This is a genomic window from Acetanaerobacterium sp. MSJ-12, from assembly GCF_018917875.1.
In the GTDB taxonomy this organism is placed as follows: Bacteria; Bacillota; Clostridia; order Oscillospirales; family Ruminococcaceae; genus Bittarella; species Bittarella massiliensis.
In genome coordinates this window covers 165,692-189,836 of sequence record NZ_JAHLPK010000001.1, presented here as the reverse complement: position 1 = coordinate 189,836, position 24,145 = coordinate 165,692, and the positions used below count along the sequence as shown (strand labels likewise).

General features: G+C 65.3%; 19 protein-coding genes. 8 read left to right on the top strand and 11 right to left on the bottom strand.

The features are described 5' to 3' along the window. Positions 1–9 precede the first annotated feature (9 nt). From KQI11_RS00875 to KQI11_RS00865, 3 genes are all read right to left on the bottom strand, one after another. Positions 10–975 carry a nucleoside hydrolase gene (locus KQI11_RS00875; RefSeq protein ID WP_185915482.1) on the bottom strand — a complete coding sequence of 322 codons (966 nt, stop codon included), beginning with the start codon at positions 973–975 and terminating at the stop codon, positions 10–12. 1,107 nt (positions 976–2,082) lie between these two features. After that, complete coding sequence (locus KQI11_RS00870) at positions 2,083–2,796, bottom strand: M24 family metallopeptidase (protein ID WP_216400744.1); 714 nt, start codon at positions 2,794–2,796, stop codon at positions 2,083–2,085. Then, positions 2,796–3,509 carry a M24 family metallopeptidase gene (locus KQI11_RS00865; RefSeq protein ID WP_185915480.1) on the bottom strand — a complete coding sequence of 238 codons (714 nt, stop codon included), beginning with the start codon at positions 3,507–3,509 and terminating at the stop codon, positions 2,796–2,798. Before KQI11_RS00865 ends, KQI11_RS00870 begins: the two co-directional genes overlap by 1 nt. 212 nt (positions 3,510–3,721) lie before the next feature. Between KQI11_RS00865 and KQI11_RS00860 the strand changes: the two genes are divergently transcribed. From KQI11_RS00860 to KQI11_RS00850, 3 genes are all read left to right on the top strand, one after another. After that, on the top strand, positions 3,722–4,534 hold the full coding sequence (locus KQI11_RS00860) for a BtpA/SgcQ family protein (RefSeq protein ID WP_216400743.1): 813 nt from the start codon (positions 3,722–3,724) through the stop codon (positions 4,532–4,534). Between the two features lie 112 nt (positions 4,535–4,646). Further along, positions 4,647–6,005, top strand: coding sequence for an MATE family efflux transporter (locus KQI11_RS00855; protein ID WP_185915478.1), 1,359 nt, complete (start codon positions 4,647–4,649; stop codon positions 6,003–6,005). Between the two features lie 92 nt (positions 6,006–6,097). Further along, positions 6,098–7,288, top strand: a complete 1,191-nt coding sequence (locus tag KQI11_RS00850; protein WP_216400742.1) for a hypothetical protein — start codon at positions 6,098–6,100, stop codon at positions 7,286–7,288. A gap of 1,328 nt (positions 7,289–8,616) precedes the next feature. On the opposite strand, the gene recQ is transcribed toward KQI11_RS00850, so the two are convergent. The 3 genes from recQ to KQI11_RS00835 all read right to left on the bottom strand — a co-directional run bounded on the left by recQ (position 8,617) and on the right by KQI11_RS00835 (position 13,570). Next, on the bottom strand, positions 8,617–10,428 hold the full coding sequence (gene recQ, locus KQI11_RS00845; protein ID WP_216400741.1) for a DNA helicase RecQ: 1,812 nt from the start codon (positions 10,426–10,428) through the stop codon (positions 8,617–8,619). 175 nt (positions 10,429–10,603) lie between these two features. Beyond that, a complete protein-coding gene (locus tag KQI11_RS00840) occupies positions 10,604–12,109 on the bottom strand; it encodes a polysaccharide deacetylase family protein (RefSeq protein ID WP_216400740.1) in 1,506 nt (501 codons plus the stop codon). A gap of 171 nt (positions 12,110–12,280) precedes the next feature. Beyond that, positions 12,281–13,570: an amidohydrolase gene (locus tag KQI11_RS00835; RefSeq protein ID WP_216400739.1), complete on the bottom strand. Its 1,290-nt coding sequence runs from the start codon at positions 13,568–13,570 to the stop codon at positions 12,281–12,283. A 149-nt stretch (positions 13,571–13,719) separates the two neighbouring features. Between KQI11_RS00835 and KQI11_RS00830 the strand changes: the two genes are divergently transcribed. Further along, positions 13,720–14,616 (top strand): LysR family transcriptional regulator, encoded by an 897-nt coding sequence (locus KQI11_RS00830; protein WP_216400738.1) that lies wholly within the window; start codon positions 13,720–13,722, stop codon positions 14,614–14,616. Positions 14,617–14,680: 64 nt separating this feature from the next. Here the strand turns inward: KQI11_RS00830 and KQI11_RS00825 are convergent, their stop codons facing one another. Together KQI11_RS00825 and KQI11_RS00820 are read right to left on the bottom strand one after the other, a co-directional pair. Continuing rightward, the gene (locus KQI11_RS00825; RefSeq protein ID WP_185915472.1) at positions 14,681–14,887 is read right to left on the bottom strand and encodes a DUF896 domain-containing protein; all 207 of its coding nucleotides are present in this window, start codon (positions 14,885–14,887) and stop codon (positions 14,681–14,683) included. Between the two features lie 71 nt (positions 14,888–14,958). Continuing rightward, entirely contained in the window at positions 14,959–16,182 is a 1,224-nt protein-coding gene (locus KQI11_RS00820) for an MFS transporter (RefSeq protein WP_216400737.1), read from the bottom strand. 130 nt (positions 16,183–16,312) lie between these two features. Here KQI11_RS00820 and KQI11_RS00815 point away from each other — a divergent pair, with 130 nt between their 5' ends. Both KQI11_RS00815 and KQI11_RS00810 read left to right on the top strand, forming a co-directional pair. Then, positions 16,313–17,050: a M48 family metallopeptidase gene (locus tag KQI11_RS00815; RefSeq protein WP_216400736.1), complete on the top strand. Its 738-nt coding sequence runs from the start codon at positions 16,313–16,315 to the stop codon at positions 17,048–17,050. A 270-nt stretch (positions 17,051–17,320) separates the two neighbouring features. Beyond that, positions 17,321–18,334, top strand: coding sequence for a hypothetical protein (locus tag KQI11_RS00810; protein ID WP_243164330.1), 1,014 nt, complete (start codon positions 17,321–17,323; stop codon positions 18,332–18,334). A 59-nt stretch (positions 18,335–18,393) separates the two neighbouring features. Here KQI11_RS00810 and KQI11_RS00805 read toward each other — a convergent pair whose 3' ends face one another. Further along, on the bottom strand, positions 18,394–19,347 hold the full coding sequence (locus KQI11_RS00805; protein ID WP_216400735.1) for a CPBP family intramembrane glutamic endopeptidase: 954 nt from the start codon (positions 19,345–19,347) through the stop codon (positions 18,394–18,396). A gap of 313 nt (positions 19,348–19,660) precedes the next feature. On the opposite strand from KQI11_RS00805, the gene KQI11_RS00800 reads away from it, so the two are divergent. Next, complete coding sequence (locus KQI11_RS00800; protein ID WP_216400734.1) at positions 19,661–21,079, top strand: MATE family efflux transporter; 1,419 nt, start codon at positions 19,661–19,663, stop codon at positions 21,077–21,079. A 169-nt stretch (positions 21,080–21,248) separates the two neighbouring features. Then, positions 21,249–22,049, top strand: a complete 801-nt coding sequence (locus tag KQI11_RS00795; RefSeq protein ID WP_185915467.1) for a nucleoside phosphorylase — start codon at positions 21,249–21,251, stop codon at positions 22,047–22,049. Positions 22,050–22,200: 151 nt separating this feature from the next. Here the strand turns inward: KQI11_RS00795 and KQI11_RS00790 are convergent, their stop codons facing one another. Beyond that, on the bottom strand, positions 22,201–23,148 hold the full coding sequence (locus KQI11_RS00790) for a nucleoside hydrolase (protein ID WP_216400733.1): 948 nt from the start codon (positions 23,146–23,148) through the stop codon (positions 22,201–22,203). A gap of 54 nt (positions 23,149–23,202) precedes the next feature. Further along, positions 23,203–24,129: a nucleoside hydrolase gene (locus KQI11_RS00785; RefSeq protein ID WP_216400732.1), complete on the bottom strand. Its 927-nt coding sequence runs from the start codon at positions 24,127–24,129 to the stop codon at positions 23,203–23,205. Between the last annotated feature and the right edge of the window lie 16 nt (positions 24,130–24,145).

The following is a 24,145-nucleotide window of genomic DNA, read 5'->3' as shown; positions in this document are numbered from 1 at the left end:
ACCCCTCCCCTAGCGGTTCTTGCTCTGCTCGAGGCAACCCTTGAGCCAGTCCATAAAGCACTTCATATCCACCTCTTCGGCGACCCAGCAGTTGGGGGCGCTATTGGTCAGGCGGTGGTCCTTTTGCACATAGGTGTGGCCAAAGGTGTACTCGCCGGCACACTCCACGTCCACATAGTAGTCGTGGCCGGATACCACCCCGGGCAGGACGGCGGCAGCCAAGGCCAGGGCGTCGTGCATCAGGGTGTCCTCGCCGCCAAACTCGTCCCGGCGCATCCGCATAAAGTCGAGGATGTCGGCCACCAAGACGGCGTCTTTGGTGCCCATCCGGCGGATGATTTCACAGTCCTCGTCGGGGACGGCGGCCTTTTCGGTCACGTCGAGGCCGACCATCACCAGGGGGATGCCGGAGCGCAGGACGATGCGTGCCGCCTCGGGGTCGCAGAGGATGTTGAACTCCGCCACGGCAGTGGTATTGCCGCCGTAGGCCGCGCCGCCCATGAAGGAAATTTTCTTGATGAGCCCCTCCTTGAGCTGGGGGTAGACCATCAGGGCGTGGGCGATGTTGGTCAGGGGGCCGACGGCCACGATCTCCAGTTCACCGCCACAGGCCTGGGCCTCTTCCCAGATGGTCTCGACGGCATTTTTCTCGTAGAAGGGCTCGCCGCACTCGGGCAACACCACGTTGCCCATGCCGGTCTGGCCGTGGGTGGGCAGGCCGCCCGCCTCGTCGGCGTCCATCAGGCGGATTTTGTGCAGGTCCCGCAGGATGGGCTGGGGTGCGCCCTTGGCCACCTTCACCGGGAAGCCCAACATCCGCGCCAGATTGAGGGAATTGGGGGCGGTGTAGCAGAGGTCCACGTTGCCGGAGACGGTGGTGATGGCCCGCAGGTCGATGTCCGGGCTGTTGAGGGCGGCCACCAGGGCGATGGCGTCGTCGGTTCCGGTGTCGCAGTCGATGATGATCTTGTGCATGGGATGTCCTCCTATTTATACAAATTGTTTATTTATTAAATATATTTCAATTTGTTTATTTTGATTTTGTCCTTACATGAGAAGCAGGCGGTCTTTGGGAGCCGCATCTTTCTGCGTCTCCCACTTGGATAAAGGGGGCGATGGGTGTCTACCCCCCTGCCCTTGCGAGGCCAAGCACCCCCTCTCTCCCCGCAAGGGGAACAGGGATGCTCATTGGCCCAAGGGGAGTTTGCGCTTTTCAGCACGCGGCGTCCCGGCGTTTTGTCACCCCAACATTACATGCTTCGGCAAGCGCCTGTTTTTCCCACAGCCGTCTTGCCGCCCAGACAGTAAGAGCGCCGCAAATGTCGGGCTTCTCCCACAATCGCAGGCCCAAACTTCCCGCTTTTTTCGCAGGAAAAATGGGACAGTATACTGGCCCAAGGGGAGTTTGAATTTTTCGGGGGATAGGGACCCCGTACCTGTTTTCCTATCCAGATAATAAGAGTTCAGGACACGATAGATTCTCCCCACAGCCGTAGACCCAAACCCGCCGGAGGCGGGTTTGACAACTTCATGGGATGGGGGCCCGCATCCGTTTTTTCCTCCGGACAATGAGAACACCGCAGATACCGAGCTCCTCCTACAGCCGTAGGGTCAAACTTCCCGCTTTTTCCGCAGGAAAAATGGGACAGTTTACCGGCCCAAGGGGAGTTTGCATTTTTCGGGGGATGGGGACCCCACACCTGTTTTTCCGTCCAGATAATAAGAGTTCAGGACACGATAGATTCTCCCCACAGCCGTAGACCCAAACCCGCCCCCGGCGGGTTTGACAACTTCATGGGATGGAATCCTGCATCCGTTTTTTCATCCGGACAATGAGAACACCACAGATACCGAGCTCCTCCTGCAGCCGTAGGGTCAAACTTCCCGCTTTTTCCGAAGGAAAAATGAGACAGTTTACTGGCCCAAGGGAAGTTTGAATTTTTCGGGGGATGGGGACCCCACACCTGTTTTTCCGTCCAGATAATAAGAGTTCAGGACACGATAGATTCTCCCCACAGCCGTAGACCCAAACCCGCCATCGGCGGGTTTGACAACTTCATGGGATGGGGACCCATGAAGTTGTTACATCTCCTTCAGCCGCCCGTCGACAAAGTAGTAGATGTTCTCCCGCTTGACGCCAAAGGCGCCGCCCTGTTTGCAGATGTGGGGCTCAAAGGTGAAGCACTCGCACTCGGCGTCCTTGAGGGGGGTGGTGTTCCCCTTTTCGATGTAGATGCGGTCTTGCTGAAGGACGTTGATAGAGTGCCCCAGGTTGCCCGAGTAGTCGAGATTTTTGCACCCCAGCCCGTCGATGAGGGCGTTGGCGGAGAAATAGAGCTCCTCAAAGGTCATCTCGGGGCGAGCCACCTCCAGCAAAAAGCTGTGGAGTTTGAACTCCGCCTCGATGGCCGCCTTATAGGCGGGGGTCTGCAATTCGCTGAGCTCTCTGACCACCCGGCCGTCCTCCACGAAGATGGTGCGGGCAAAGTCCCCCCAGCAGGTGCCCAGTGTGGGGGCCAGGTCGACGGTGATCACGTCGGTCTCCTGCACCCGGGTGTCGCCGGAGCGGTACTCCCGCCCCCCCTGAGAGACCAGGGTGCGCTCACCCACATGCACCAGCGCCCCCACCCCGTGGTACCAAAAAGAGGTGGAGCCGTTTTGGATGAGGAGGATCTCGGCCTGGCGCTTGATCTGGTCCTCGCTCATGCCGGGGGCGACGTACTGCTCCAAATCCTCCATGGTGCGGCGGGCGATGTTCTGCGCCTCGGTGTAGCACTTGAGCTGTTGGATATTCATTAAAGCACCTCCAATTTGCCGCCTTTGCCAAAGGCGTACATGTCCTCTCGCTTAAAGCCGTAGCGGCCGGTTGGCCGCCGGATGTGGGGCTCAAAGGTAAAGGCCTCACAGGCGGAGAGGGGTTGATGGCAGTTCTCGTCGATGAAGCGGCGGTTCTTGGCGTCCAGCTCCACCGAGTGGCCCAGGTTGCGGGAGAAGTCGAGGTTTTCAAAGCCCAATTTCCGCAGCTCCTCGCTCATCCGCCAGTAGAGCTCGGCGAAGGTCATGTCGGGGCGGGCGACGCGGCGCAGGGCCCGGTGCAGTTCGATCTCCGCCTCTAGCCCTTCGCGAAAGGCGGGGATGGTCAGCTCCTCCGGCTCGGTGATGGGGCGCCCCTCCTCCAGAAAGACAGTGCGGGCGTAGTCCCCCCAGTAAAAGCTGCGGGAGGGGGCCAGGTCCATCACCACGCAGTCGTTGGGCTGCACCGCCAAATCGGTGACCCGGTAGGTGCGGGTGCTGCCCGAGAGGGTGGTGCGGGGGCCCACGTGGACGGTGGCGCCGATGCCGTAGCGCCAAAACGAGTCCGAGCCGTACTGGACGAGGAGCATCTCGACCCGGCGCTTGATCTCCCGCTCGGTCATGCCGGGACAAATCTGGCGGGCGACCTCGGCAAAGGCCCTTTTGGCGATTTGCTGCGCCTCGCGGTTGCAGCGCAGGCGATCCACTGTGGACATAGAAAAACCCCTTTCGCAATGTTTCTCTCCCCGCCCCGGGCGGGACGCCGGATCCTTTGGCGGGCAACGACTTCTGGTCTTATAGTAGTACATTTTGCCCCCTCGCCGCAATAGCGGGAAATGGGCATTGCGGCAAATCTCCAAAAATGCTAGAATGAAGGCAGCTTTCTTGGCAATATTTCTCGACCGATCGAGATAGAGGGGTGTTTGGTTTGACAAAAGCGGAATTCGCCCAGCTGATGGGCTGTGAAAAAACGGTGATCGGGATGGTGCACCTGCTGCCCCTGCCCGGCTCGCCCCGCTACGGCGGCAGCATGCGCGCCGTCTTTGAGGCGGCCCTGCGGGACCTGAAGGCCCTGGAGGGCGCCGGGGTGAAGGCGGCCATCATCGAGAACTTCGGCGACGTGCCCTACGGCACCGAGAACGAGTTCATCACCCTGGCCTGCATGACCTCGGTGGCCGCCCAGCTGCGGGAGCGCACCACCATGAAACTGGGCATCAATGTGCAGTACAACTGCGCGGTGGAGGAGTGGGGGATGGCCTACGCCTCCGGCGCCAACTTCATTCGGGTCGAGGCCTTTGTGGAGACCCGGGTGGGCACCCACGGCATCACCTACCCGGCCGCCCCGGCCCTGATGCGCGAGAAGGGGCGCTACCCCGCCCCCACACTGCTGTTTTGCGATGTGAACACCAAGCACACCGAACCCCTGGTGCCGGTGCCCATTGCCGACAGCATCCACGAGGCCATTGAAGAGGGGGCCGACGCCCTCATCGTCACCGGGGTGGTGACCGGCCAGAACCCCACCCTGGAGCAGGTGCAGGAATTTGCCGCGGCCGCCGGCGACACCCCGGTCCTGCTGGGCAGCGGGGTCAACGAGAAAAACGCCGCCGAGTTCTTCGCCGTGGCGGACGGGGCCATCATCGGCTCCAGCTTCAAAGAGGAGGGCAATGTCTGGAACCCTGTGGACCCCCAGCGGGTGCAGTCGTTCATGCGGGCCCTCACCGAGGCGGGCTATCAGGTATAGAGCCCTATAAAAACCAAAGCGAACCGAAAAAGCGGCGCTGTGCCCTGGGAGACCGGGGAGCGGCGCCCCTTTTGCGGCCTGGGGCCCTGCGCGGCCGAGAGGAAGGGATCAAATGAGCAGTGTGACCGATATGACCAGGGGGAAACCCCTGCAGCTGATTTTGCGCTTTACCCTGCCCCTGTTTGTGGGCAACTTGTTTCAGCAGCTGTACAACGTGGTGGACTCCATCGTGGTGGGGCGCTTTGTCAGCAAAGACGCCCTGGCGGCGGTGGGGGCCTCCTTTTCGCTGATGAATTTCATCACCGCCATCCTCATCGGCATCTGCATGGGGTGCGGGGTGGTCTTTTCGCAGTACTTCGGGGCGGGGGACATCCCCCGGCTCAAGCGGGCGGTGAGCACCGCCCTGCTCTTTGCCGGGGGGCTGACGGTGGTGCTCACCACCCTCTCCCTGGCCTTTGCCGGGCCGCTGCTGCGGCTGATTCAAATCCCCGAGGAAATTTTTGAAATGACCCGGGGCTACATCCTCATCATCTTCGGGGGGCTGCCCTTTGTCTTCCTCTACAACGCGGGGGCCTTTCTTCTGCGCTCGCTGGGCAACTCCAAGGTGCCGCTGTACTTCCTCATCCTCTCCACTGCCCTGAACATCGTCCTGGACCTCCTCTTTGTGGTGGGCTTTGGCATGGGGGTGCAGGGGGCTGCCCTGGCGACGGTGGCGGCACAGGCGGTCTCCTCGGTGTGCTGCATCCTCTACTGCCTCAAAAAGCTGACCCTGCTGCGCTACGCCAAGGGGGAGTTCTGCTTTGACCGGGCCATCTTCGGCAAGATCGCCTCTTACGGGGTGCTGACCTCGGTGCAGCAGTCCATCATGAACCTGGGCATCCTGGCAGTGCAGGGGATCGTCAACACCTTCGGCACCAATGTGATCGCCGCCTTTACGGTGGCGGTGAAGATCGAGGCCTTCGCCTACCTGCCGGTGCAGGATTTCGGCAATGCCTTTTCCACCTACGTGGCCCAGAACAAGGGCGGCGGGCGGATGGACCGCATCCGCCAGGGCACCCGGGTCTGCATCGGCACCATCCTCTGCGCCTGTTTTGTCATCTCGCTGGCAGTGGTGGTCTTTGCCCGGCCGCTGATGGGCATCTTCCTCTCCCCGGAAGAGGGGGCGGTCATCGCCACCGGGGTGGGCTATCTGCGGGTGGTGGCCCCCTTCTACGCCCTCATCGGCTTTCTCTTCATGCACTACGGCTTCTACCGCGGGCTGGGCGACCTGCCCATGTCCATCCTGCTGACGGTGATCTCGCTGGGGCTGCGAGTGGCGCTGGCGGCCGCCCTCTCGATCCCCTTTGGTCCGGCTGGCATCTGGTGGTCGATCCCCATCGGCTGGCTCTGCGCCGACTTGGTGGGCTTTGCCAAGATGGGCCGCTCCCTGCGGGGACCCGCCGGGGAAGATTTGCCCAAAAAGGCGGGGTAAACCCTGTGTACTCCACCCCTTGTGCTGGGGGTGGGGGAGCGGGTAATATAGAAGTGTATGAGCGACCAAACACAATTATTTGGAGGTGCGCAATGAAAATCGGTGTGTATGACCTGCAGACCGCCAACCTGACCGCTGACCGCCCCGGCCGGGACAGCGACTCCTTTTTCAGCCAACTGGAAAAGGCCCTGGGCCAACCCCTCATCCACTGCCAGCCGGAGGAACTGGCCAGCTGCGACCTGCCCCTGGTCTTTATCGGCGGGGGCGGCAGCGAGGGATTCTTCCTCCAGCAGCTGCCCAAGTTGGAGGGACCGGTCTTTCTGCTGACCACCGGGGGGAACAACTCCCTGGCGGCCTCGCTGGAGATCCTCTCCTACCTGCAGCGCCACGGCCGCAGCGGCGAGATCCTGCACGGCAGCTGCGAAAAGGTGGCCGCCCGCATCCTGCTGCTGGCAAGGGTGTTCGGGGCGCGGCGCTCCCTGCGGGGGGCCAAGCTGGGGTCGGTGGGCGCCCCCAGCGACTGGCTGATCGCCAGCGGGGTCAACCCCCAGTCGGTCAAACAGGTGTCGGGACTGGAGCTGGTGGACATCTCGATGGAGGAGTTCATGCAGGAGATCGACCGGCACGAATACACCCCCAACGCCTTCACCGAGGAGGCCCTGGCCAAAAAGTACAGCCCGGAGGACACCGAGAAGTCCCTCTGGATCTACGGCGCCCTCAAGCGGCTGTGCGAGAAGTACGGCCTGCTGGGGGTGACGGTGCGCTGCTTTGACCTGCTGCCCACCGTCAAGGGCACCAGCTGCCTGGCCCTGGCCATCCTCAACGCCGAGGGGATCTACGCCGGCTGCGAGGGGGACATGACCTCGCTGATCTCCATGGCGGTGATGGGGCAGCTCACCGGCAAACCGGTCTTCATGTGCAACCCTTCCCGCCTGAATGTGGAGGAGAGCGAGATCGTGCTGGCCCACTGCACCCTGCCCATGCAGATGCCCCAGAGCTACACCTTCACCACCCACTTCGAGTCGGGGCTGGGGGTGGCCCTGGACGGGCAGATCGCCCCCGGGCCCTGCACCGTCTTCAAGTGCGCGGGGGACTTCAGCCGCCACTTTGCCGCCGCCGGCACCATTGTGGAGAACCTGCAGGACCCGACCCTCTGCCGGACTCAGATCCGGGTGCGGCTGCCCGGCGGGGTGGACTACTTCACCCGGGAGCCCATCGGCAACCACCACCTGGTCTGCCTGGGCGACGAGACCGAGGCCATCGAGGAGTTCTTCCGCTGGTAAGCACATCTCCAAAAATCAGAGCGCAAAAAAGAGCCCTGCGGATGCAGGGCTCTTTTTTTAGAAAGTGGGCGAGAAAACCCTTCCCTCACCGCAGCCCAGCCGCCCAGCCGCCCACCGATAGAGCGGATCGTTCGCCTTTCCGGCGCAGGTCTGGCTGACGCCAAAAGGGCGCCCTGTACCGCTTCAGGGGGTCTCCTCCCGTCCCGTCCAAGAGCGAAAGGCGGATGTTCCCGCCAAAGCGACACGACTGCATTCCCCTTCCGCGCGGGGGGCTTTTGTATTGGCACAGTGGGCGGCGAGGGGCACAGTGGGCGAAAGGAGCATAGGGGCCCTACCCGATTTTCTGCCACTGACTCCTTCTTCCGCTCCCCCTTTCTGCCGCTGATGGGACGCCCCCTGTGCAGAGTTGGCAAAAAGCAAAATTTGTAATTTCATATTTACAATATACAAATCGTATATATCAGAACAATAGCCCGCCGCCGCAGAGCGCCCGCTCTCACCGGCGGGCTCCTCTATTTCGCAAAGGGGGGCGCCGCATCCAGGGGCCGCCGGCGGACAAGAGAGGCGAGCATTGCCCCTTCTGGGACCAGAGGCAGAAGGGCGGCAAAAACGCCGCTGCCGGATGCAGAAACCGAGGCAAACAGGTGGAGAAACCCGTTGCCCGCGCGCTGGTAGAGCGTGGCCGGCAGCAGGTTCCCCCCTCTCCGCCGCCACAGCCAATCATAGAGATGGCTGTCCAGGGATGCAGCAGACGTCCAGCAGGGGAAACGGGGATCCTCCATCCGCCCGGCGAGGTAGAAGCGGCAATGCCAAAGCGCCCAAATCGCCCCACCGCCGGCGGCACCCAGCGGGCGGGACGCCGCTGGGTCAACGCCCCCTGCAACAGGCCGCGCCAGCCCCCTTCCGCTGCCGGGGTCCAGAGGACGACGGCCCCCTGAAAAGCGGGCAACGGCCGGCGGTGCGCCGGCCACAGCGCACGACAGCCGCCAGGGCAGCAGGAATTGCAGCAAGGGCAGGGCAAGACATCCCCCCTGCAGCCGGGGGAAACAGCGGGCCAAAAAGCGCGCACCCCTGCCCACCCCTCACAGAGGCCGGCTAAGCGGCAGCGCTGAGGGTGACGACCGCCCCGCAGAGCAGGGGCTCCAGCACGGTGCGGCCCGATGCGCCCCATCAACAGGGCGCAGGGCAGGGGGCGCAGGAAGGCCAGACAGAGGAAAAGGGGAAGACACCCGCTCCCTTGCGCCAGGCGTCTTCCCCTTTTTGCCGTCACACAGAACAGCTGTCAACAGCATTTTATACCTTTAGTATTTTTATGGTAAACAATACAGCTACTCCTCCTCTTCCCGGAAGGCGGCAATGGCCTCCAGAAAGAGTTCGCCGTACCGCTTCAGCTTGGACTCGCCCACGCCGGGCACCTCCAACAGCTGGGCGGGGGTGGTGGGCTGAAGGGCGCTGATCTGTTTGAGGGTGGCGTCGGTAAAGACCACATAGGCGGGCACGCTCTGCCGCCGGGCGATCTGGGCGCGCAGGGCCCGCAGCTTTTGAAAGAGGGCGGGGTCGTAGAAGTCGTCGGCCGCGGCCCGGCGCTCCACCCGCTTTTGGCGGATGATGACCGGTCCCCCCTCTTCCAGCACCGCCCTGGCCCCCTCCCCCAGCCGCAGCAGGGGGTACTGCCCCTCGGTGGTCTGGAGGATATCCTGTTCGCAGAGGGCGGAGATGTAGCCCTTGATTTTGACTCCCGAGAGGTGGGAGAGGCTGCCGAAGAGGGGGTTTTCCGCCAGGGAAAAGCGCTGGATGCGGGCGGTCTCGCTCCCCTTCAGCAGTTCGCCGATGACCCCGGCCCCAAAGCGGCCGCGGACGCTGCGCACCGCCTGCAAGATGAGGGAGGCCGCCTCGCTGATGTCCTCCTCGGTGTAATCTCCCAGGCAGGAGGAGCAGTTGCCGCAGCGGTCGGGGGCGTGTTCCCCAAAGTAGCGCAGGATGTACTGGCGCAGGCAGCCGGTGGCGGTGCAGTAGCCCTGCATCTGGCGGAGCTTGTCGTACTCCTTCGCCCGCAGCTGCTCGACCTGCTGGGGGGCGAGGTCGGTGTCGGGGTTTTCAAAGCTCTGGTCGATAAAGAAGAGGGCGGTGCGCACGTCCTGTCCGCTGTAGAGGAGGATGCACTCGGCCGGGCTGCCGTCCCGCCCGGCGCGGCCCGCCTCCTGGTAGTAGCTCTCCATGTTCTTGGGCATGTTGTAGTGCAGCACGTAGGAGACGTTTGACTTGTCGATCCCCATGCCAAAGGCGTTGGTGGCCACCATCACCCGGCTGCGGTCGTAGAGGAAGTCCTCCTGGTTCTGGCGGCGCTCCTCGTCCGGGAGGCCGGCGTGGTAGCGGGTGGCGTCCACCCCGGCGGCCACCAGGGACTGGCAGACCTGCTCCACCGCCTTGCGGGTGGAGCAGTAGACGATGCCGCTCTTCTCCCCGTTCTGGCGGACGTACTGGCGGACATAGTCCATCTTGGACTTGGGGGTCTCCACCCCGAAGTAGAGGTTTTGCCGGTCAAAACCGGTGGTGATGCAGAGGGGGTCTTGCAGCCCCAAGATCTTCAGCACGTCCCCCCGGACGGCGGCGGTGGCGGTGGCGGTGAAGGCCGCCAGCACCGGGCGGCGGGGCAGGGCCTCGAGAAAGGCGGGGATCTGCAGGTAGCTGGGGCGGAAGTCGTGCCCCCACTGGGAGACGCAGTGCGCCTCGTCCACCGCCACCAGGGAGATGTTGGCCTGCTGCGCAAAGGAGAGGAACCCCTCGGTCCCCAGCCGCTCGGGGGCCACGTAGATGATCTTGTAGATCCCGTCCTTGCAGTTTTGCAGGGCCTTGCGGTACTGGGGAAAGGTGAGGGAGCTGTTGAGGTAGGCCGCCCGCACCCCCATCTGCAGAAGGGCCCCCACCTGGTCCTTCATCAGGGAGATGAGGGGGGAGATGACCAGGGCCACGCCGTCCATGGCCAGGGCGGGGACCTGGTAGCAGATGGATTTTCCCGCCCCGGTGGGCATGATGGCCAGGGCGTCCCGCCCCTCCAGGATGGCGGAGACCACCTCCCCCTGCCCGGGGCGAAAAGAGGGGTAGCCGTAGTACTTTCTGAGGATTTCGTTGGGGTTCATGGGGGCTCCTTCCCGAAGCAGATTGTCCCGTTTTCCCCCGGCGTTCCGCTGGGCCAAGGGGGCAAAGGGGCAAAGCAAAGTAAAGACTCTTTTTAGAGTAGTACAAAAGGCGGCAAAAAACAACCCCTTTCGACCCGCTGGGCGGCGGGGACGAAAGGGGTCGGCGCAAAATCCGTCATCGGACGGTGCGGGCGCTGAAGTAGACCTTGCCCGCCTCCAGGGGGATGCCCTTGGCCCGGTAGAGCTCCTCCACCGTGACCAGTTGGTAGTCCTTGGCCAGCTCGGCGATCAGGGTGTCGCAGGCGTCGGCGGTGGTGGGGTGGATGTCGTGCATGAGGACGATGTCCCCGTCGCGGACGTTCTGGCGCACTGCCCGGATCACCGCGTCGGCGTTGCGGCTCTTCCAGTCCAGGGTGTCCACCGACCACATGATGAGGGGGTGGGGCACCTTCTCGCGGGTGGTGTCGTCGTAGGCGCCGTAGGGCGGGCGCAGGGCCTTGGGCTGGCCGGGCAAGATCGCGCCGATGGCCTCGTCGGCCCCCTGCACCTGCTGGGAAAACTCCCCCTCGTCGCACTTGGGCAGGGACTTGTGGCTGTAGGTGTGGCTGGCCACCATGTGCCCCTCGGCGTACTCGCGGGCCAGGGTGTCGGGGTAGCTGCCGGCCCGGTTGCCCAGCACAAAGAAGGTGGCGCGGCCGCCCACCTCCCCCAGCCGGTCGAGGATGCGGTCGGTCACGTCGGGGCGGGGGCCGTCGTCAAAGGTGAGGGCGATCATCGGCTTGTTGGGGTCCACGTAGCGGCCGGTCTTCACCCGCTCCACCAGGGCGGAGGTGCCCATGGGGGAGAGGGTGCCGGCGAGGGATTTGGCGCTCTCCTTCTCGGTGAGCTCGTCCCGGTCCCAGGCGAGGTAGGGCTTGAGCTGGTCGTAGGACAGGTCGACCACCGGAACGCCGTAGGCGCCGGGGAGGAGGAGGTAGCGGGGGAAGTAGAAGCGGACCCCCTGAGCCGTGAGGGCAAAGCGGCTGAAGATATCCTCCTGGGCAAAGCCCTCCGCCAGGATGTCGGCGTCCTCCGCCCCCTGGCGGTAGTCGTCGCTCTCGCGAAAAAAGTCGCCCACCAGCTGTTCCAGGGCCGGGCGGTAGTCCCCCTGAAAAAAGTCCCCCTCCCCCAGCCGGCGGCCGTCGCGGCTGTCAAAGACCAGGGTCTCCACCCCGGTGGAGGGGTGGGCCATGTTGGGCTCGCTCATCTCTATGTGAAAGGCCACCGAGACCACCGGCCCGGCCCGGTAGCTCTCGTAGTCCACTGTGAGGATGGCCCGCTCTTGGGGGGAGGGGGCGCGGTAGTCGGCAAGGTCGCTCAAAAAGGTGTTGATAAAGGAGCCGACCGCCTCGGCGATGGCGCCGTCGGCGGCCTCATTGCCCAGGTGGGGGTAGTGGACGCTGTAGGCGGTGTTCTCCTGGTACTCGATTTTGGAGCGGATCTTCCCCACCTGCCGGGTCTCCTCCCCGGCGGCAAAGGGGCCCTGGGCCAGCTGCTCGTCGGAAGAGGGGCGGGGGGAGAGGGCAAAGGCCAGGGAGTTCAGGGAGAGGACGAGGGCGGCGAGGAGGAGGGATAGAACGCCCAGGCCAGCCACCCGTTTGGCCCCGCGATTTTGTCTTTTTTTCGCCGATTTTCTGTTCACTCTCTGCTCTGCCTCCCACTCACATTGTGGACCTCGTCCACTTCTTAGAGTCCCATTGTAGCATTCCCCCATTTGGCCCCACAAGTGGGTTTTACAGATTGTAATAGTTTGTAAACTCTTGTCATTTTTTCTTCATTTATCCGCCAGAAAAAGGGACTGGCGCCGGGGGGATCAGCTCTCGGACTGGGCGCCCCGGACGGCGACGGGCCGCGCCTCCGGCGGGATGGGGAGGTACTGCCGGCCCGCCAACTGGGCGCGGTGCTCCTCCCTCGCGGCGCGCAGGAGGTCGGGGTCCTGCAACAGGTCGATGGCCGAGGCGGCCATCACCTTGGCGGCGTAGAGGGTGCCCTTGTGGGCGATGCTGCTCTTGCCCTGGGCGGTGCGCTGCCAGGAGTGCCCCGGCGTACCGGCGGCCATGGTGGCGGCCATGATCTGGGCGGTGGGGCAGAGCCAGCTCACATCCCCCACGTCGGTGGAGGAGGAGAGAAACGCCTCGCCCCCCACCGCCGGGACCACAAAGTTGTGGATGGGTGCCGCCCGGTGGGCCTCGGCCAGGGCCTTCCCCGCGGGGCCCAGCTGCCCGGCCATGGCCGCCAGGGTGCCGCCGCCCGCGGGCAGGGTGTCGCGGTAGGCCCGGGCAAAGGCCAGCTCCTCCTCGCTGTACAGGGGCAGGGGGACGGTCGCCAGGTTCTCCCCCATCACCCCGGCCAGGGTGTGGTTGGGGATCAGCTCGCTGCAGGCCTTGACAAACCGGCACTCCACCTGGGTGCCGGTCATCAGGGCCGCGCCCCGGGCCACGTCGTCCACCCGGGCGCGGATCTCCTCCACCTGGCTGCGCTGGGGGGCGCGGATGAGGTAGAGCGCCTCGGCATAGGCCTGCACCACGTTGGGGGAATAGCCGCCGGTGTCGGTGACGGCGTAGTGGACGCGGGCCTCGGGAATGATGTGCTCGCGCAAAAACTGCACGCCGGTGTTGAGGAGGGTGACGGCGTCCAGGGCGCTGCGCCCCAGGTGGGGGGCGCTGGCGGCGTGGGAACTGCGGCCGGTGAAGCGGTAGAGCACCTCGCAGTTGGCCAGACAGCGAACGGAGGTGGCGGCGTTGAGTTCGCCCGGGTGCCAGCAGAGGGCGCAGTCCAGCCCGTCAAAGGCGCCGTCCCGCGCCATGAAGGCCTTGCCCGCCCCCGCCTCCTCCCCCGGGCAGCCGAAGTAGACGACCTTTCCGGGCGCGCCGGTGGCGGCGAGGTACTCCTTCACCGCCAGGGCCGCCCCGAGGGAGCCGACCCCCAGCAGGTTGTGACCACAGCCGTGGCCGGGCCCGCCGGGGACAAGGGGGTCGGGGGCAAAGTGCTCTTCAAACGAAGTTTCGGGCCGGTCCCAGATGGCGTCGCCCAGGGCGGCCAGTTGGGGGACGCGGAGGTCAAGGGCGGCCAGGGTCCGCTGTTTTTGCTGTGCCAGATCCATCTCTCTCTTCCTTTCTGTCTGGTCCTTTCCCTTTGGGGGAAAAGTGTGGTACGATGGGTGTAGGAGAAGTATACCACCGCCGCGGCCGGGCGGGGCATACGGATGTTTTATCCCCCCATTGGGGGCGGGCCGGCAGAGGAGGGGTCCAGATGAATACACAACAGCTCATCATTGCGGCGGCAGTGGCCAAAAACCGCTCCATCTCCAAGGCGGCGCGGGAGCTCTATCTCTCGCAGCCCCACGTCAGCCAGCAGATCCGCGCGCTGGAAGAGGAGGTGGGCTTTGCCGTCTTTGCCCGCAGCAACCAGGGCATCGCCGTGACCGCAAGGGGGGAGGAACTGCTGCGCCGGGGCCAGGTGATTTTGGAGGAGGCCGGGGCCATCGCCGCCCTGGCCGGCGGGGAGGAGCCCTGCCGTCTGTCAGTGATGGCGCCGGCCAGCCTGCGCGCCGAGCGGGCCTTCGCCCGCCTGTGCGAGGAGTGCCGGGAGCGGCACCCCCTCCTGCTGCAGCTGAAGCGGGGCGGGTGGGGCGAGGCGGTGGAGCAGCTGGCCCGGGGCGCCGTGGACACGGCGGTGGTCCTCTGCCCCCCCAGGGACAGCGCCGCCGGGCAGGCCGCCCTGCTGGAGCGGCGGCAGATCGCCCGCACCCCCCTGGGAAGACAGCCCTTCGCCCTGACCGTCGCCCGGGAACACCCCCTGGCAGAGGGGCCGCTGACCCCCGAGCGGCTGCTGGAATACCCCTGCATCCTCTACGGCGGCCTGGGCCAGTTGGAGGGGTACTTCCCCGCCGATTACCGCTGTTGCCTGGCGGCCGCCCGCCGCATCGAGGTGGAGGACCGGGAGGTGCGGCTGCGGCTGGCCGCCGAACAGGTGGGGTACCTGGTGGGGATCCCCCTGCACCCCAGCCAGTTGGAGGGGTACCGCCTGGTGAGCCGGGAACTGCCGGGGGCCGGCTGCGAGATGGCCCTGCTCTGCCGGCGGGAGCGGGCGCAGGACCCGGTGGCCCGGCGCTTTGCCCAGCTGGTGTGCGAGGAGATGGGCCATTAGTCCGCAGGCGACAAAAAGAGGGGGCGCTGTCACAAGACAGCGCCCCCTCTTGGGTGTTGCGATTTTACTCGCCCTTCTTTTTCAAAGGGGTCTGGTTTCCCTGGGCGTCCACCAGGACGACCCGGTCGAGCTGGCTGCGCAGGTTTTCGCGGCAGTAGGCCAGGTACTCCTGGCGCAGGGCCTGGCGCTCGGCGCTCTCCTCCGCGGTGAGGGGGCGCTCTTTGGCCAGGTGGGCCAACTCGTTGATCCGCTCGATTTTTTCTCTCTCCATCTTGGGGCGGGCTCCTTTCCCGGCCCGGGGCGGGCCTTCACTGGTCATTGTAGCGCCTGCGGCCCCCGTTTTCAAGCCCCCGCGGGGTGCTCGCCGGGGTCGGACGCCGGCTTCTGGCGCAGGCTGAAGCCCACCAGGCAGAGCCCCGCCGCCGCCAGGGCGGTGTAGACGATGAACATGATCCGCAGACTGGCGTAGGCCAGAAAGAGGCTGGCCAGGGCGTTGCCCACAATGCCGCAGACGGCCACCTGCACCGCCGCCGAGAGGGCGATGGCCGAGGAGCGCAGCCGCTGGGGGGTGACCGAGGCGGTGTAGCGGATGAGGGCGGGGTTGTAGAGCCCCAGGGCCGCGGCCTCCAACAGCTGCATGTAGATGGCCACCTGCAGGGAGTTCGCCAGGGCGAAGGAGAGGCTGCGCCCCACCACCAGCACGCAGGCGAAGAAGAGCACCTTCTTGTTGGAAAACCGCTTTTCCAGTTTGGGGTAGAGGAGCATGAAGGGGAAGACCCCCACCGACATCATGGTGACGGCCATCCCCTGGTCGCCGGCCGTGCCCCCGAACTGGCCGATGAGCATGGGCAGGTAGGTGACCACCGCCCGGTTGCCGATGTTGAGCAGGAGCAGCCCCCCCAGCAGCAGGGCGAAAGCCCGATTTTTGAGGAGGGCCTTGCCCGCCTGCCAAAAGGTGTAGTGCCCCTCCCCCCGCCGCTGACCGGCGCGGTTTTTGCAGGGCACCGAGGCAAAGAGGGAGGCCGCCACCAGGGCCGGGGCCATAAAGGCCGCGTGCAGCCAGAAGATGGTCCCCTCCCCCCAGGCGGAGATGGCCCTGCCCACCAAAAAGCCGGCCACCGCGCAGGTAAAGGCCCCGATCCCCCGGGCCACGCTGTAGACGATGCGGGCGTTCTTCTCGGCCGCCTGGGTGGTCCAGGAGTCCAGCAGGGTCACCAGGGACTGGTCGAAAAAGGCCAGCGCCAGCACCGCCGCTGCCGCCAGGGGGAACGACGAGGCGGCCAGGGGCACCAGAAACCCCACCGGGATGGCCCCGCCCATGAGGGCGAGGACGATCCACTTGACGGGGATCTTGCTGTCGGCCAGATAGCCCAAGAGGGGCTGCGCCACCAGGCTGACCGCCGCCATCAGCGAGTAGACGACGCCCACCTGGGCGTCGGTGATGGAGCGGCTTTTCAAAAAGACCGCCATAAAGGAGAAGGAGGCGGTGTAGGCCATGTAGTAAAAGCCGTAGGCCGCGCCGATCGCCCAGGGCCCGCCCCTCCCCTGCTGCCGCTGCTTGTTCACCTGTACCGCCCCTTTCCCGCCGGTTTCTCTGATTCCATATTGTGTCAAACCGGCTTTTGCTATACAATAGACCCAGTCTGTTTTTACCGCGGCCCGCAGAGGCCGCCAAATGGGAAAGGGGGGACCGCCGATGGAGCGCAGCCTGGAGACCGAGAGCGGGATCCTCCGCTACCGCTGCGAGCGCAAGCGGGTCAAAAACATCAACGTGCGCATCGACCGGGAGGGGCAGGTGCTGGTCTCCTACCCGGCAGGCTGCCCCCTGTCGGCGGTGGAGGCGTTTTTGCGCCAGAAGTCCCGCTGGATCGCCCGCGCCCAGGAGCGGATGGCCCGCCGCGCCGCCCAGGCCCAACAGCCCCGGCACGTGCAGACCGGCGAGCGGGTGGAACTGCTGGGCAAGCCCTACACCCTGCGCATCTGCCAGGCCCTGCCCCCGGTGGCGAGCGAGCCCGACGGGCCCGGCCTCGCCTGGGAGGGCATCCTCTTTTTAAAGGTGGAGGACCCCGCGCGGGAGGAGAGCCGCAAGGCCGCCTTCGCCCGCTTTGTGGACTGTTGCAGCGCCCGGGTCTTTGCCGACGCCAACGACCAGGTGGCCCCCCTCTTTGCCCCCCTGGGGGTGCCCCGGGCCGAGGTGCGAGGGCGGCGGATGACCGCCCGCTGGGGCACCTGCCACACCCAAAAGGGGCAGATCACCCTCAACAAATTTCTCCTCCACCTGCCCCGCCAATGCCTCTGTGGGGTGCTGGTACACGAGTACGCCCACTTTCTCTACCCCGACCACGGGGAGCGGTTTTGGGCCCTGGTGCGCCACCTCGACCCCCAAAATCCCCAGACCGAGGCGCTGCTGCGGGGGTACTCGCCCCACTTTTAGGGGGCTTCTCCCTTGTAAAAACGTTTGCACAAATTGCACAAAACCCCTGCTCCCGCCCCGGCCAAAGCGCTGAAAATGGGGGGGAGCGGTTGTGCTGGGGAAACAGACGTGTTACCATGCAGGTGACACAGTGCGACTGCGCGCTGCCCATCTGGCCCCCTGCCGGGCAATTTTGCGGGCGCCGCCGCGCGGTGCGAAGTGGGATCGACCGGCGCCAGAGGCGCCTTTTTTTGCGCCCGCCGCACCGATTTTGAAACGGAGGGAACCCCTATGCCTGTAAAAGCCTACGATATGCTCGCCCACACCCTGACGCGCGCCGGCATCCCCGGCCCCAAGGCCCTGCAAGCCCTGCGCCACTACGTGGTGGCGGGGGACGTGGACCGCGCCTGCGACGTGGCCTTTGACATGTACCGCACCAGCGAGGACTGGGAGGGCCGCATCTGGGACGAGCTGATGCAGATCGCCCTGCGGGAGGTGGGGCTGGCAGACCCCTACGCGGTGGAGCAGGTGCACAGCCTGCGCAAGATCAAGGAGACCACCGAGATCTACAACCCCGCCGGCGGCGGGATGCACTGCCTCTGCTTTGTGCAGGCCATCCGCTACCTCTGCGCCTGCGGGCGGGACGACTCGCTGGAGGCGGTGGCGAAAGAGATACGCAGCGCCCTGGACGGGGGCGCGCAGCCGGTGATCCCCGACTTCTGCTACGACCACCACACCCGCCTGGGGGTAGAGTGGGGTCGCACCCCGCTGGACTTCCTCGACCCCGACGGCGGCTCCAAGGTGGTGCCCGCCCTGGAGGGGGTGGCCGAGCCCTACATCGCCCGGCTGCGGGAGATCCTGACCCCCGAATACGGCCACGGCGAAAAGTACAAGGCCCCCGGCTACATCGCCTGGGAGCACTTCAACGCCCGCAGCGGGGTCTCCGCCGACCTGATCCTGGCCGCCTTCCAAAAGTGCATCCGCCGGGCCATGGAGCACGAGGCCCTGATGGTGGCCTGCGACGGCTTCCTCTCCGGGCGGGATTTTGAGGAGTACTTCTTCAAGCGGATGGTCATCATGTCCATCGAGGACATCGGCATGGGCGACCCCAACTGCCACCGGCTGATGGCCGCCTACCGCGACAGCCGCACCTACTTCCCCGACGACCCGGACACCCGGCTGATGTACCTGTTGCAGGGGGTGCGCTACCTCTGCTCCTGCAAAAAAGAGCGCGCCACCGAGCTGATCAAGGGGATCATGGTCAAAGAATTTGCCGCCGGCAAGGTGCCGGAGATGCCGGAATAGAGAAAAAAACGACAAAAAAGGGGGGCGCCTGCAGGCGCCCCCCCTTTTTTGTCTTTCTCTCACGGCAGGGTGGAGAGGATGAAGCCCAGCAGGTAGTAGCCCAGGGCCAGCCAGATCGCCGGGCTGCGCAGCAGGGCGGGCCACCGCCACTCCCGCGGGACAGCGGGGTCGTTTGGGGGAAGGGCGACCTCCCGGCAGAAGAGCCTGCCGCCGTAGAGGACGGCCGCCACCGCCGCCGCCCCGGCCGTGACCAACAGGTAGAGGAGGGCCCAGCCCCCCTCCAGCAGGGGGAGGGCCAGGGCCACGGCGTTGTTGAGCAGGTGGAGGGCGGCGGTGTAGAGGGGGGAGCCGGTCTGGTCGGCCAGATACCCCAGATAGAGCCCGATGACAAAGGCGGGCAGTCCCTGGGGCAGGTTGCCGTGGGCCAGGGCGAAGAGGAGGGCGGAGACGACAATGGCAAAGCGGCGGCCGCAGGGGGCGAGGGCCCGCAGCAGCACCCCGCGAAAGGCGTACTCCTCCACCAGGGGGGCCGCCGCCACCGCCGTCAGCAGCAAAAAGAGAGCGGGCGCACCCCCGGTGAGGGAGAAGTCGGGGCTGACGGGGGCCAGTCCCCACCCCCGAAGCAGCCCGGCCAGCGCCTCGGCCGCAGCGGTGGCGAGGGTGTTGAGCCCCAAGAGCACCAGACAGCGCCCCCCAAAGCGCCGCCACATCCCCGCCGGCAGTTGGGTCCGGCGCCAGACGGGGGCCAGCCCCAACTGCCGGCGCAGCCACCAAAAGGGCAATGCGCCCGAAAGGAGGGCCGAGAGCAGCCCGGCCGCCCCCTGCCAGGTGGGACTGGGGTCGCCGGGGGCCGTGTTCCCCCCCAGGAGGGAGGTGATCTCCCAGCCGAGGAGGGAGAGGAACCCCAGCGCCAGGGGGAGGAGGGCGTAGCCCAACAGCGCCGCCCCCACCAGCTGGTAGCGGCGGCGGGCCCCCTCGCACAGCAGCCGGGCGCGCTCCCCCCTTCTCCTCACGGCGCTCTTCCCCCTCTCCCCTCTTTTAAGCAGGGCAATTTTTTGTACAGTTGGATAAAATCATTGTACCAGTTTTTGGCGAAAGCACAAGTCTGGGGTTTTGCCGTTGACAGGGTTTGTCCAACTTGATATCATAGAAGAGAACGTAAAAACAACGCAATTTCCGCCCGCAGAGGGCGGCGCGATCGCAGACGGTATGGTGGCGGGCATCTGGCGCAGCTGCGCCCGGGCGCCCGCCCCCTTTTTGTGGAAAGACCCCTTTGGGGAGGGGCGGTCTGCGCGCCGACAGGCGGAAAAAAGAGGAGGATGTGAAATGGCAGAAGCGATTGCCCGGCCCAAAAAACGGCATACCGACATGACCAAGGGGCCGATTGCCAAAACCCTGTTTTTCTTTACCCTGCCCATGTTCCTGGGCAACCTGTTCCAGCAGCTGTACAACATGGTCGACTCCATCGTGGTGGGCAACTTTGTGGGCCCCAGCGCCCTGGGGGCCGTGGGCTGCACCTTCCCCATCGTCTTTGTGGCCATCGCGGTGGCCAGCGGCCTGGGGATGGGCTGTTCGGTGGTCACCAGCCAGTATCTGGGGGCCAAGGACTACGGCTCGGTGCGGATGTCGGTGACCACCTCGCTGATCTTCAACCTGGTGGTCTCCATCGCCCTCTCGATTTTGGGGATGGCCGCCTCGGGGACGGTGCTCAAGTGGATGCGCACCTCCCCCGAGACCATCGACATGGCCACCGAGTACCTGTTCATCTACTTTCTCGGCCTGACCTTCATGTTCATGTACAACACCATCGCCGGCACCTTTCGGGCGCTGGGGGACTCCAAGACCCCGCTGTACTACCTGATCCTCTCCTCCTTCCTGAACATCGGGCTGGACCTGCTCTTTGTCATCCAGTTCGGGATGGGGGTCGCCGGGGTGGCCTGGGCCACCATGATCGCCCAGGGCATCTGCGCGGTCTTCTCCTTTATCCACCTGATGAACCGCTTGGGGCAGTTTGAAAAGCGGGCGGACCACCTGGTCTTCAGCACCGAGATGCTGCGCACCATCGTGCGGCTGGCCATCCCCTCCATGCTGCAGCAGCTCTCGGTCTCCATCAGCTCGGTCCTCTGCCAGACGGTGATCAACGGCTTTGGGCCGATGCTGGTGAGCGGCTACACCGCCGCCAACAAGATCGAGTCTATCGCCGGCATGCCCATCATGAACCTGGGGATGGCCGTCTCCACCTTTGTGGCGCAGAACATCGGTGCCGGGAAGATGGAGCGGGTGAAAAAGGGCTTCAAGAGCGCCCTCATCATGGTGCTGATCTTCGCCGCCGCCTCCTGTGTGCTGCTGCTCCTCTTTGGGCCCAACCTGGTGGGCATCTTCGTCAACCGCGAGGTGGAGGGCGCCGCCGAGGTCATCAACTGGGGCACCTATCACCTGGTGCACATGGCCTTTGTCCTCTTCATCCAGGGACTGATGTTCACCGGCGAGGGGATGCTCAAGGGCGCGGGAGATATGAATTTGCTGGTCTTTTGCACCCTCACGGGGATGGTGCTGCGCACCATCTGCGTCTTCGCCCTGGCCCCCAAGGTGGGCTTTGCCGCCATCTGGTTCTCCATCGCCCTCGGTTCTCTGACCGAGGTGATCATCGCCTTCTGGCGGTATTTCCAGGGCGGCTGGAAGGAGAAGGCCATCGTCTCCGACAGCGGGGAAGAGGCCCCCGAAGAGGCGGGAGCCGAGGCCTAGACGGCCCGGCAAATTCTCCCTTCAAAAACAAAAAGTCTCTTTTTTCGTCTTTACAAACGCCCCTTCTCCGGCTATGATGGAGGTGGAGAAAACGCTTGCGAAGATGGCGTCTCACTTTGTAAAACGGGCGGGCGACCGCCTGGAATAAAACGTCTAGGAGGAAGATTCAATGTCTCTTCAATACCACCTGAAAATCAAAGAGGGAGATGTGGCCCCTTACGTGCTGCTGCCCGGCGACCCCAAGCGGGTACCCATCGTTGCCAGCTACTGGGATGAGGCCCACTTCGTGGCCGACAACCGGGAGCACGTGACCTACACCGGCGTCTACAAGGGCGTCCCCATCTCCTGCACCAGCACCGGTATGGGCTGCCCCTCCACCGCCATCGCCATGGAAGAGCTGGCCCGCTGCGGGGTGAAGAACTTCATCCGTATCGGCACCTGCGGCACCTTCCAGGACTACGTGAAGAAGGGCGACATGCAGATTTTTGACTCCGCCTGCCGCTACGACGGAACTTCCTACCACTACGCCCCCGGCCCCTTCCCCGCCGTGGCCGACCACGACACCGTCGAGGCCGCCGTCCGGGCCGCCAAGGAGCTGGGCCTGCCCTACCACGTGGGCACCACCCGCACCCAGGACACCTTCTATGCCAACTACCCGAAGCCGGGCAGCGCCTTTAACGGCTTCTGGCAGTCCCGCTGGGAGAACTTCTACCCCGACCTGAAGAGACTCAACGTCATGGGCGGCGAGATGGAGACCAGCATCGTGCTGGTGCTCACCCGCATCTGGGGGCTGCGCGGCGGCGCCATGGCCGTGACCCTGGACAACATCATCGACTCCCAGGAGGACGAGGGCGAGTACGAGCCCGAGCAGGCCCTCGACCACAGCGAGGACAACATCAAGACCCTGTCCCTGATGGGCTGCGAGACCATCAAAAAGCTCTACGAGATGGACCAGGCCGCCGGCAAGTAAGCCACCGGTCAAATTGCCACCTGTAAAGGGGGGCGCGACAACTGCTGTCGCGCCCCCCTTTTTTGTCCCTTTTTCGGCAAACGCGAGAGGGGGCGGGGCTGGCAGGCCCCGCCCCCTGATATGGGAGAGGTGATTGTGTATTTGAAGGGCGCTAGAAGGCGCCTTCAAAGCTCTTTTGCACCAGCTGGACGAAGAGGTCGCGGTCGGCCCGCAGACCCACCTGGACGTTGGCCGCCCGGCCGGTGGCGCCCTCCCAGTCGACCACCGTCTGGCCCCGGTGCTCGCCGGGGGTCAGGCAGATGTCCACATAGTAAGGGCTGGTGTGCAGCAGTTCGGGGTAGGCCAGGCAGCCCACCGCCAGGGCGTCGTGGATGACGCAGTTCTCGCCAAAGCGGGCGTTGGAGGCGGCGTACCACTCCAGCCCGTCGCAGAGGACCTGGGAGAGGGGGTCCCGGTGGGCCTGGCGCAGCTGTGCCCGCTCCCCGTCGGTGAGGTAACAGTCTCTGGTGCAATCCAACCCGCACATGATGATGGGGGCCCCGCAGGCAAAGACGGTGGCGGCCGCCTCGGGATCGTTGTAGATGTTGACCTCGGAATAGGGGGTGACGTTGCCCCCCTTGGCCGCGCCCCCCATGAGGGAGATCACCCGGATCTTCTCGATCAAGTCGGGGCGGGCGGTGACCAGGCGGGCCAGGTTGGTGAGGGGGCCCACCGGCACCAGGGCCACCGGCTCCTCGCTTTTTTCCAGCAAGTCGGCCAGAAAGGCCACCGGGTCGTCGCTGTCGGGGGCGGCGGCGAGGGACGGCGGGGGAACGGCGTTCCCCATCCCCTCCTTGCCGTGGAAGATGTGCTCGCTGTCCTCGGGTTCGGGGCGGTCGGGCTGGCAGAGGGGGACAGCCGCCCCCTTGCAGACCGGCACATCCAGGGCCAATAGCTCCTTGAGCCAGAGGGTATTGCGCAGGGTGTAGTGCAGGGGGCGGTTGCCGAAGGAGGCCACCAGCCCCAGCAGCTTGATGGATCGGCAGCGGGCGGCCAGGGTGATGGCGACGGCGTCGTCCACTCCGGTGTCCACGTCCAAAATAACGGGGATCGGTTTCATCTTTTCACATTCCTTTCCGGCGGCTGCCCGCCGCAAAACAGGCGGTGTGCCCGTCTAGAGGGTGCCCTTGACCGCGGCCGAGACCAGCTGCCAAAAGCGCTGGGGGTCGGCGGCGACCCCCACCTGCACGTTGGCAGGGCGGCCCAGCCGGTCCTCCCAGTCCACCACCGTCTGACCCCGGTGCTCGCCGGGGGTCAGGCAGATGTCCACGTAGTGCTCCTCCGTCCGCAGCACCCCCTCGTCGATGAGGCAGGCCACGGCCAGGGGGTCGTGGAGCAGTTCGTCGATGGAGAGGTAGAAGGCCCCGCTGTCGCAGAGGACCTGGGCCAGTTCGCCCTCGCTTTCGGCACGCAGCTCCTCGACCATGGCGGCGGTGACCACGCAGTCCCGGGTGCAGTCGAGGCCGCACATGACGATGGGTGCCCCGCAGCCAAAGACGGTGGCGGCCGCCTCCGGATCACTGGAGATGTTGGCCTCGACAAAGGGGGTGACGTTGCCGCCCCGGCCCGCGCCCCCCATGAGGGAGATCACCCGGATCTTGGGGATGAGGTCGGGGCGGGCCACCACAAAGCGGGCCACGTCGGTGAGGGGGCCCACCGGGATGAGGGCCACCGGCTCCTCGCTCCTCTCCAGGATACCGGCCAAAAAGGCCACCGCGTCCTCGCTGGCGGGGGTGGCGGCAAGGGTGGCGGGGGCCACCACCGGGCCCAGTCCCCGGTCGCCGTGGCAGTTGACGACCCCCTCCTCCGGCACCCAGTCGGGCTCGCAAAAGGCGTGGGCCGACCCCTTGCAGACCGGCGTCTGCACCCCCAGCAGCTGGGTGAGCCAGAGGGTGTTTTGCAGGGTGTTTTCCAGCTTGCTGTTGCCAAACGAGGCCACCAGCCCCAGCAGGTCGATCTGCGGGCTGCGGGCCGCCAGGGCGATGGCAAAGGCGTCGTCCACCCCGGTGTCCACCAACAAAACGGCGGGAATCGATTTCATCGAGCATCCTCCTTTT

What these genes read in the sequence shown, in the direction of transcription:
- KQI11_RS00875 (WP_185915482.1), bottom strand. Translation starts at nt 975, where the DNA reads ATGCACAAGATCATCATCGACTGCGACACCGGAACCGACGACGCCATC.
- KQI11_RS00870 (WP_216400744.1), bottom strand. Translation starts at nt 2,796, where the DNA reads ATGAATATCCAACAGCTCAAGTGCTACACCGAGGCGCAGAACATCGCC.
- KQI11_RS00865 (WP_185915480.1), bottom strand. Translation starts at nt 3,509, where the DNA reads ATGTCCACAGTGGATCGCCTGCGCTGCAACCGCGAGGCGCAGCAAATC.
- KQI11_RS00855 (WP_185915478.1), top strand. Translation starts at nt 4,647, where the DNA reads ATGAGCAGTGTGACCGATATGACCAGGGGGAAACCCCTGCAGCTGATT.
- KQI11_RS00850 (WP_216400742.1), top strand. Translation starts at nt 6,098, where the DNA reads ATGAAAATCGGTGTGTATGACCTGCAGACCGCCAACCTGACCGCTGAC.
- recQ (WP_216400741.1), bottom strand. Translation starts at nt 10,428, where the DNA reads ATGAACCCCAACGAAATCCTCAGAAAGTACTACGGCTACCCCTCTTTT.
- KQI11_RS00835 (WP_216400739.1), bottom strand. Translation starts at nt 13,570, where the DNA reads ATGGATCTGGCACAGCAAAAACAGCGGACCCTGGCCGCCCTTGACCTC.
- KQI11_RS00830 (WP_216400738.1), top strand. Translation starts at nt 13,720, where the DNA reads ATGAATACACAACAGCTCATCATTGCGGCGGCAGTGGCCAAAAACCGC.
- KQI11_RS00825 (WP_185915472.1), bottom strand. Translation starts at nt 14,887, where the DNA reads ATGGAGAGAGAAAAAATCGAGCGGATCAACGAGTTGGCCCACCTGGCC.
- KQI11_RS00815 (WP_216400736.1), top strand. Translation starts at nt 16,313, where the DNA reads ATGGAGCGCAGCCTGGAGACCGAGAGCGGGATCCTCCGCTACCGCTGC.
- KQI11_RS00810 (WP_243164330.1), top strand. Translation starts at nt 17,321, where the DNA reads ATGCCTGTAAAAGCCTACGATATGCTCGCCCACACCCTGACGCGCGCC.
- KQI11_RS00800 (WP_216400734.1), top strand. Translation starts at nt 19,661, where the DNA reads ATGGCAGAAGCGATTGCCCGGCCCAAAAAACGGCATACCGACATGACC.
- KQI11_RS00795 (WP_185915467.1), top strand. Translation starts at nt 21,249, where the DNA reads ATGTCTCTTCAATACCACCTGAAAATCAAAGAGGGAGATGTGGCCCCT.
- KQI11_RS00790 (WP_216400733.1), bottom strand. Translation starts at nt 23,148, where the DNA reads ATGAAACCGATCCCCGTTATTTTGGACGTGGACACCGGAGTGGACGAC.
- KQI11_RS00785 (WP_216400732.1), bottom strand. Translation starts at nt 24,129, where the DNA reads ATGAAATCGATTCCCGCCGTTTTGTTGGTGGACACCGGGGTGGACGAC.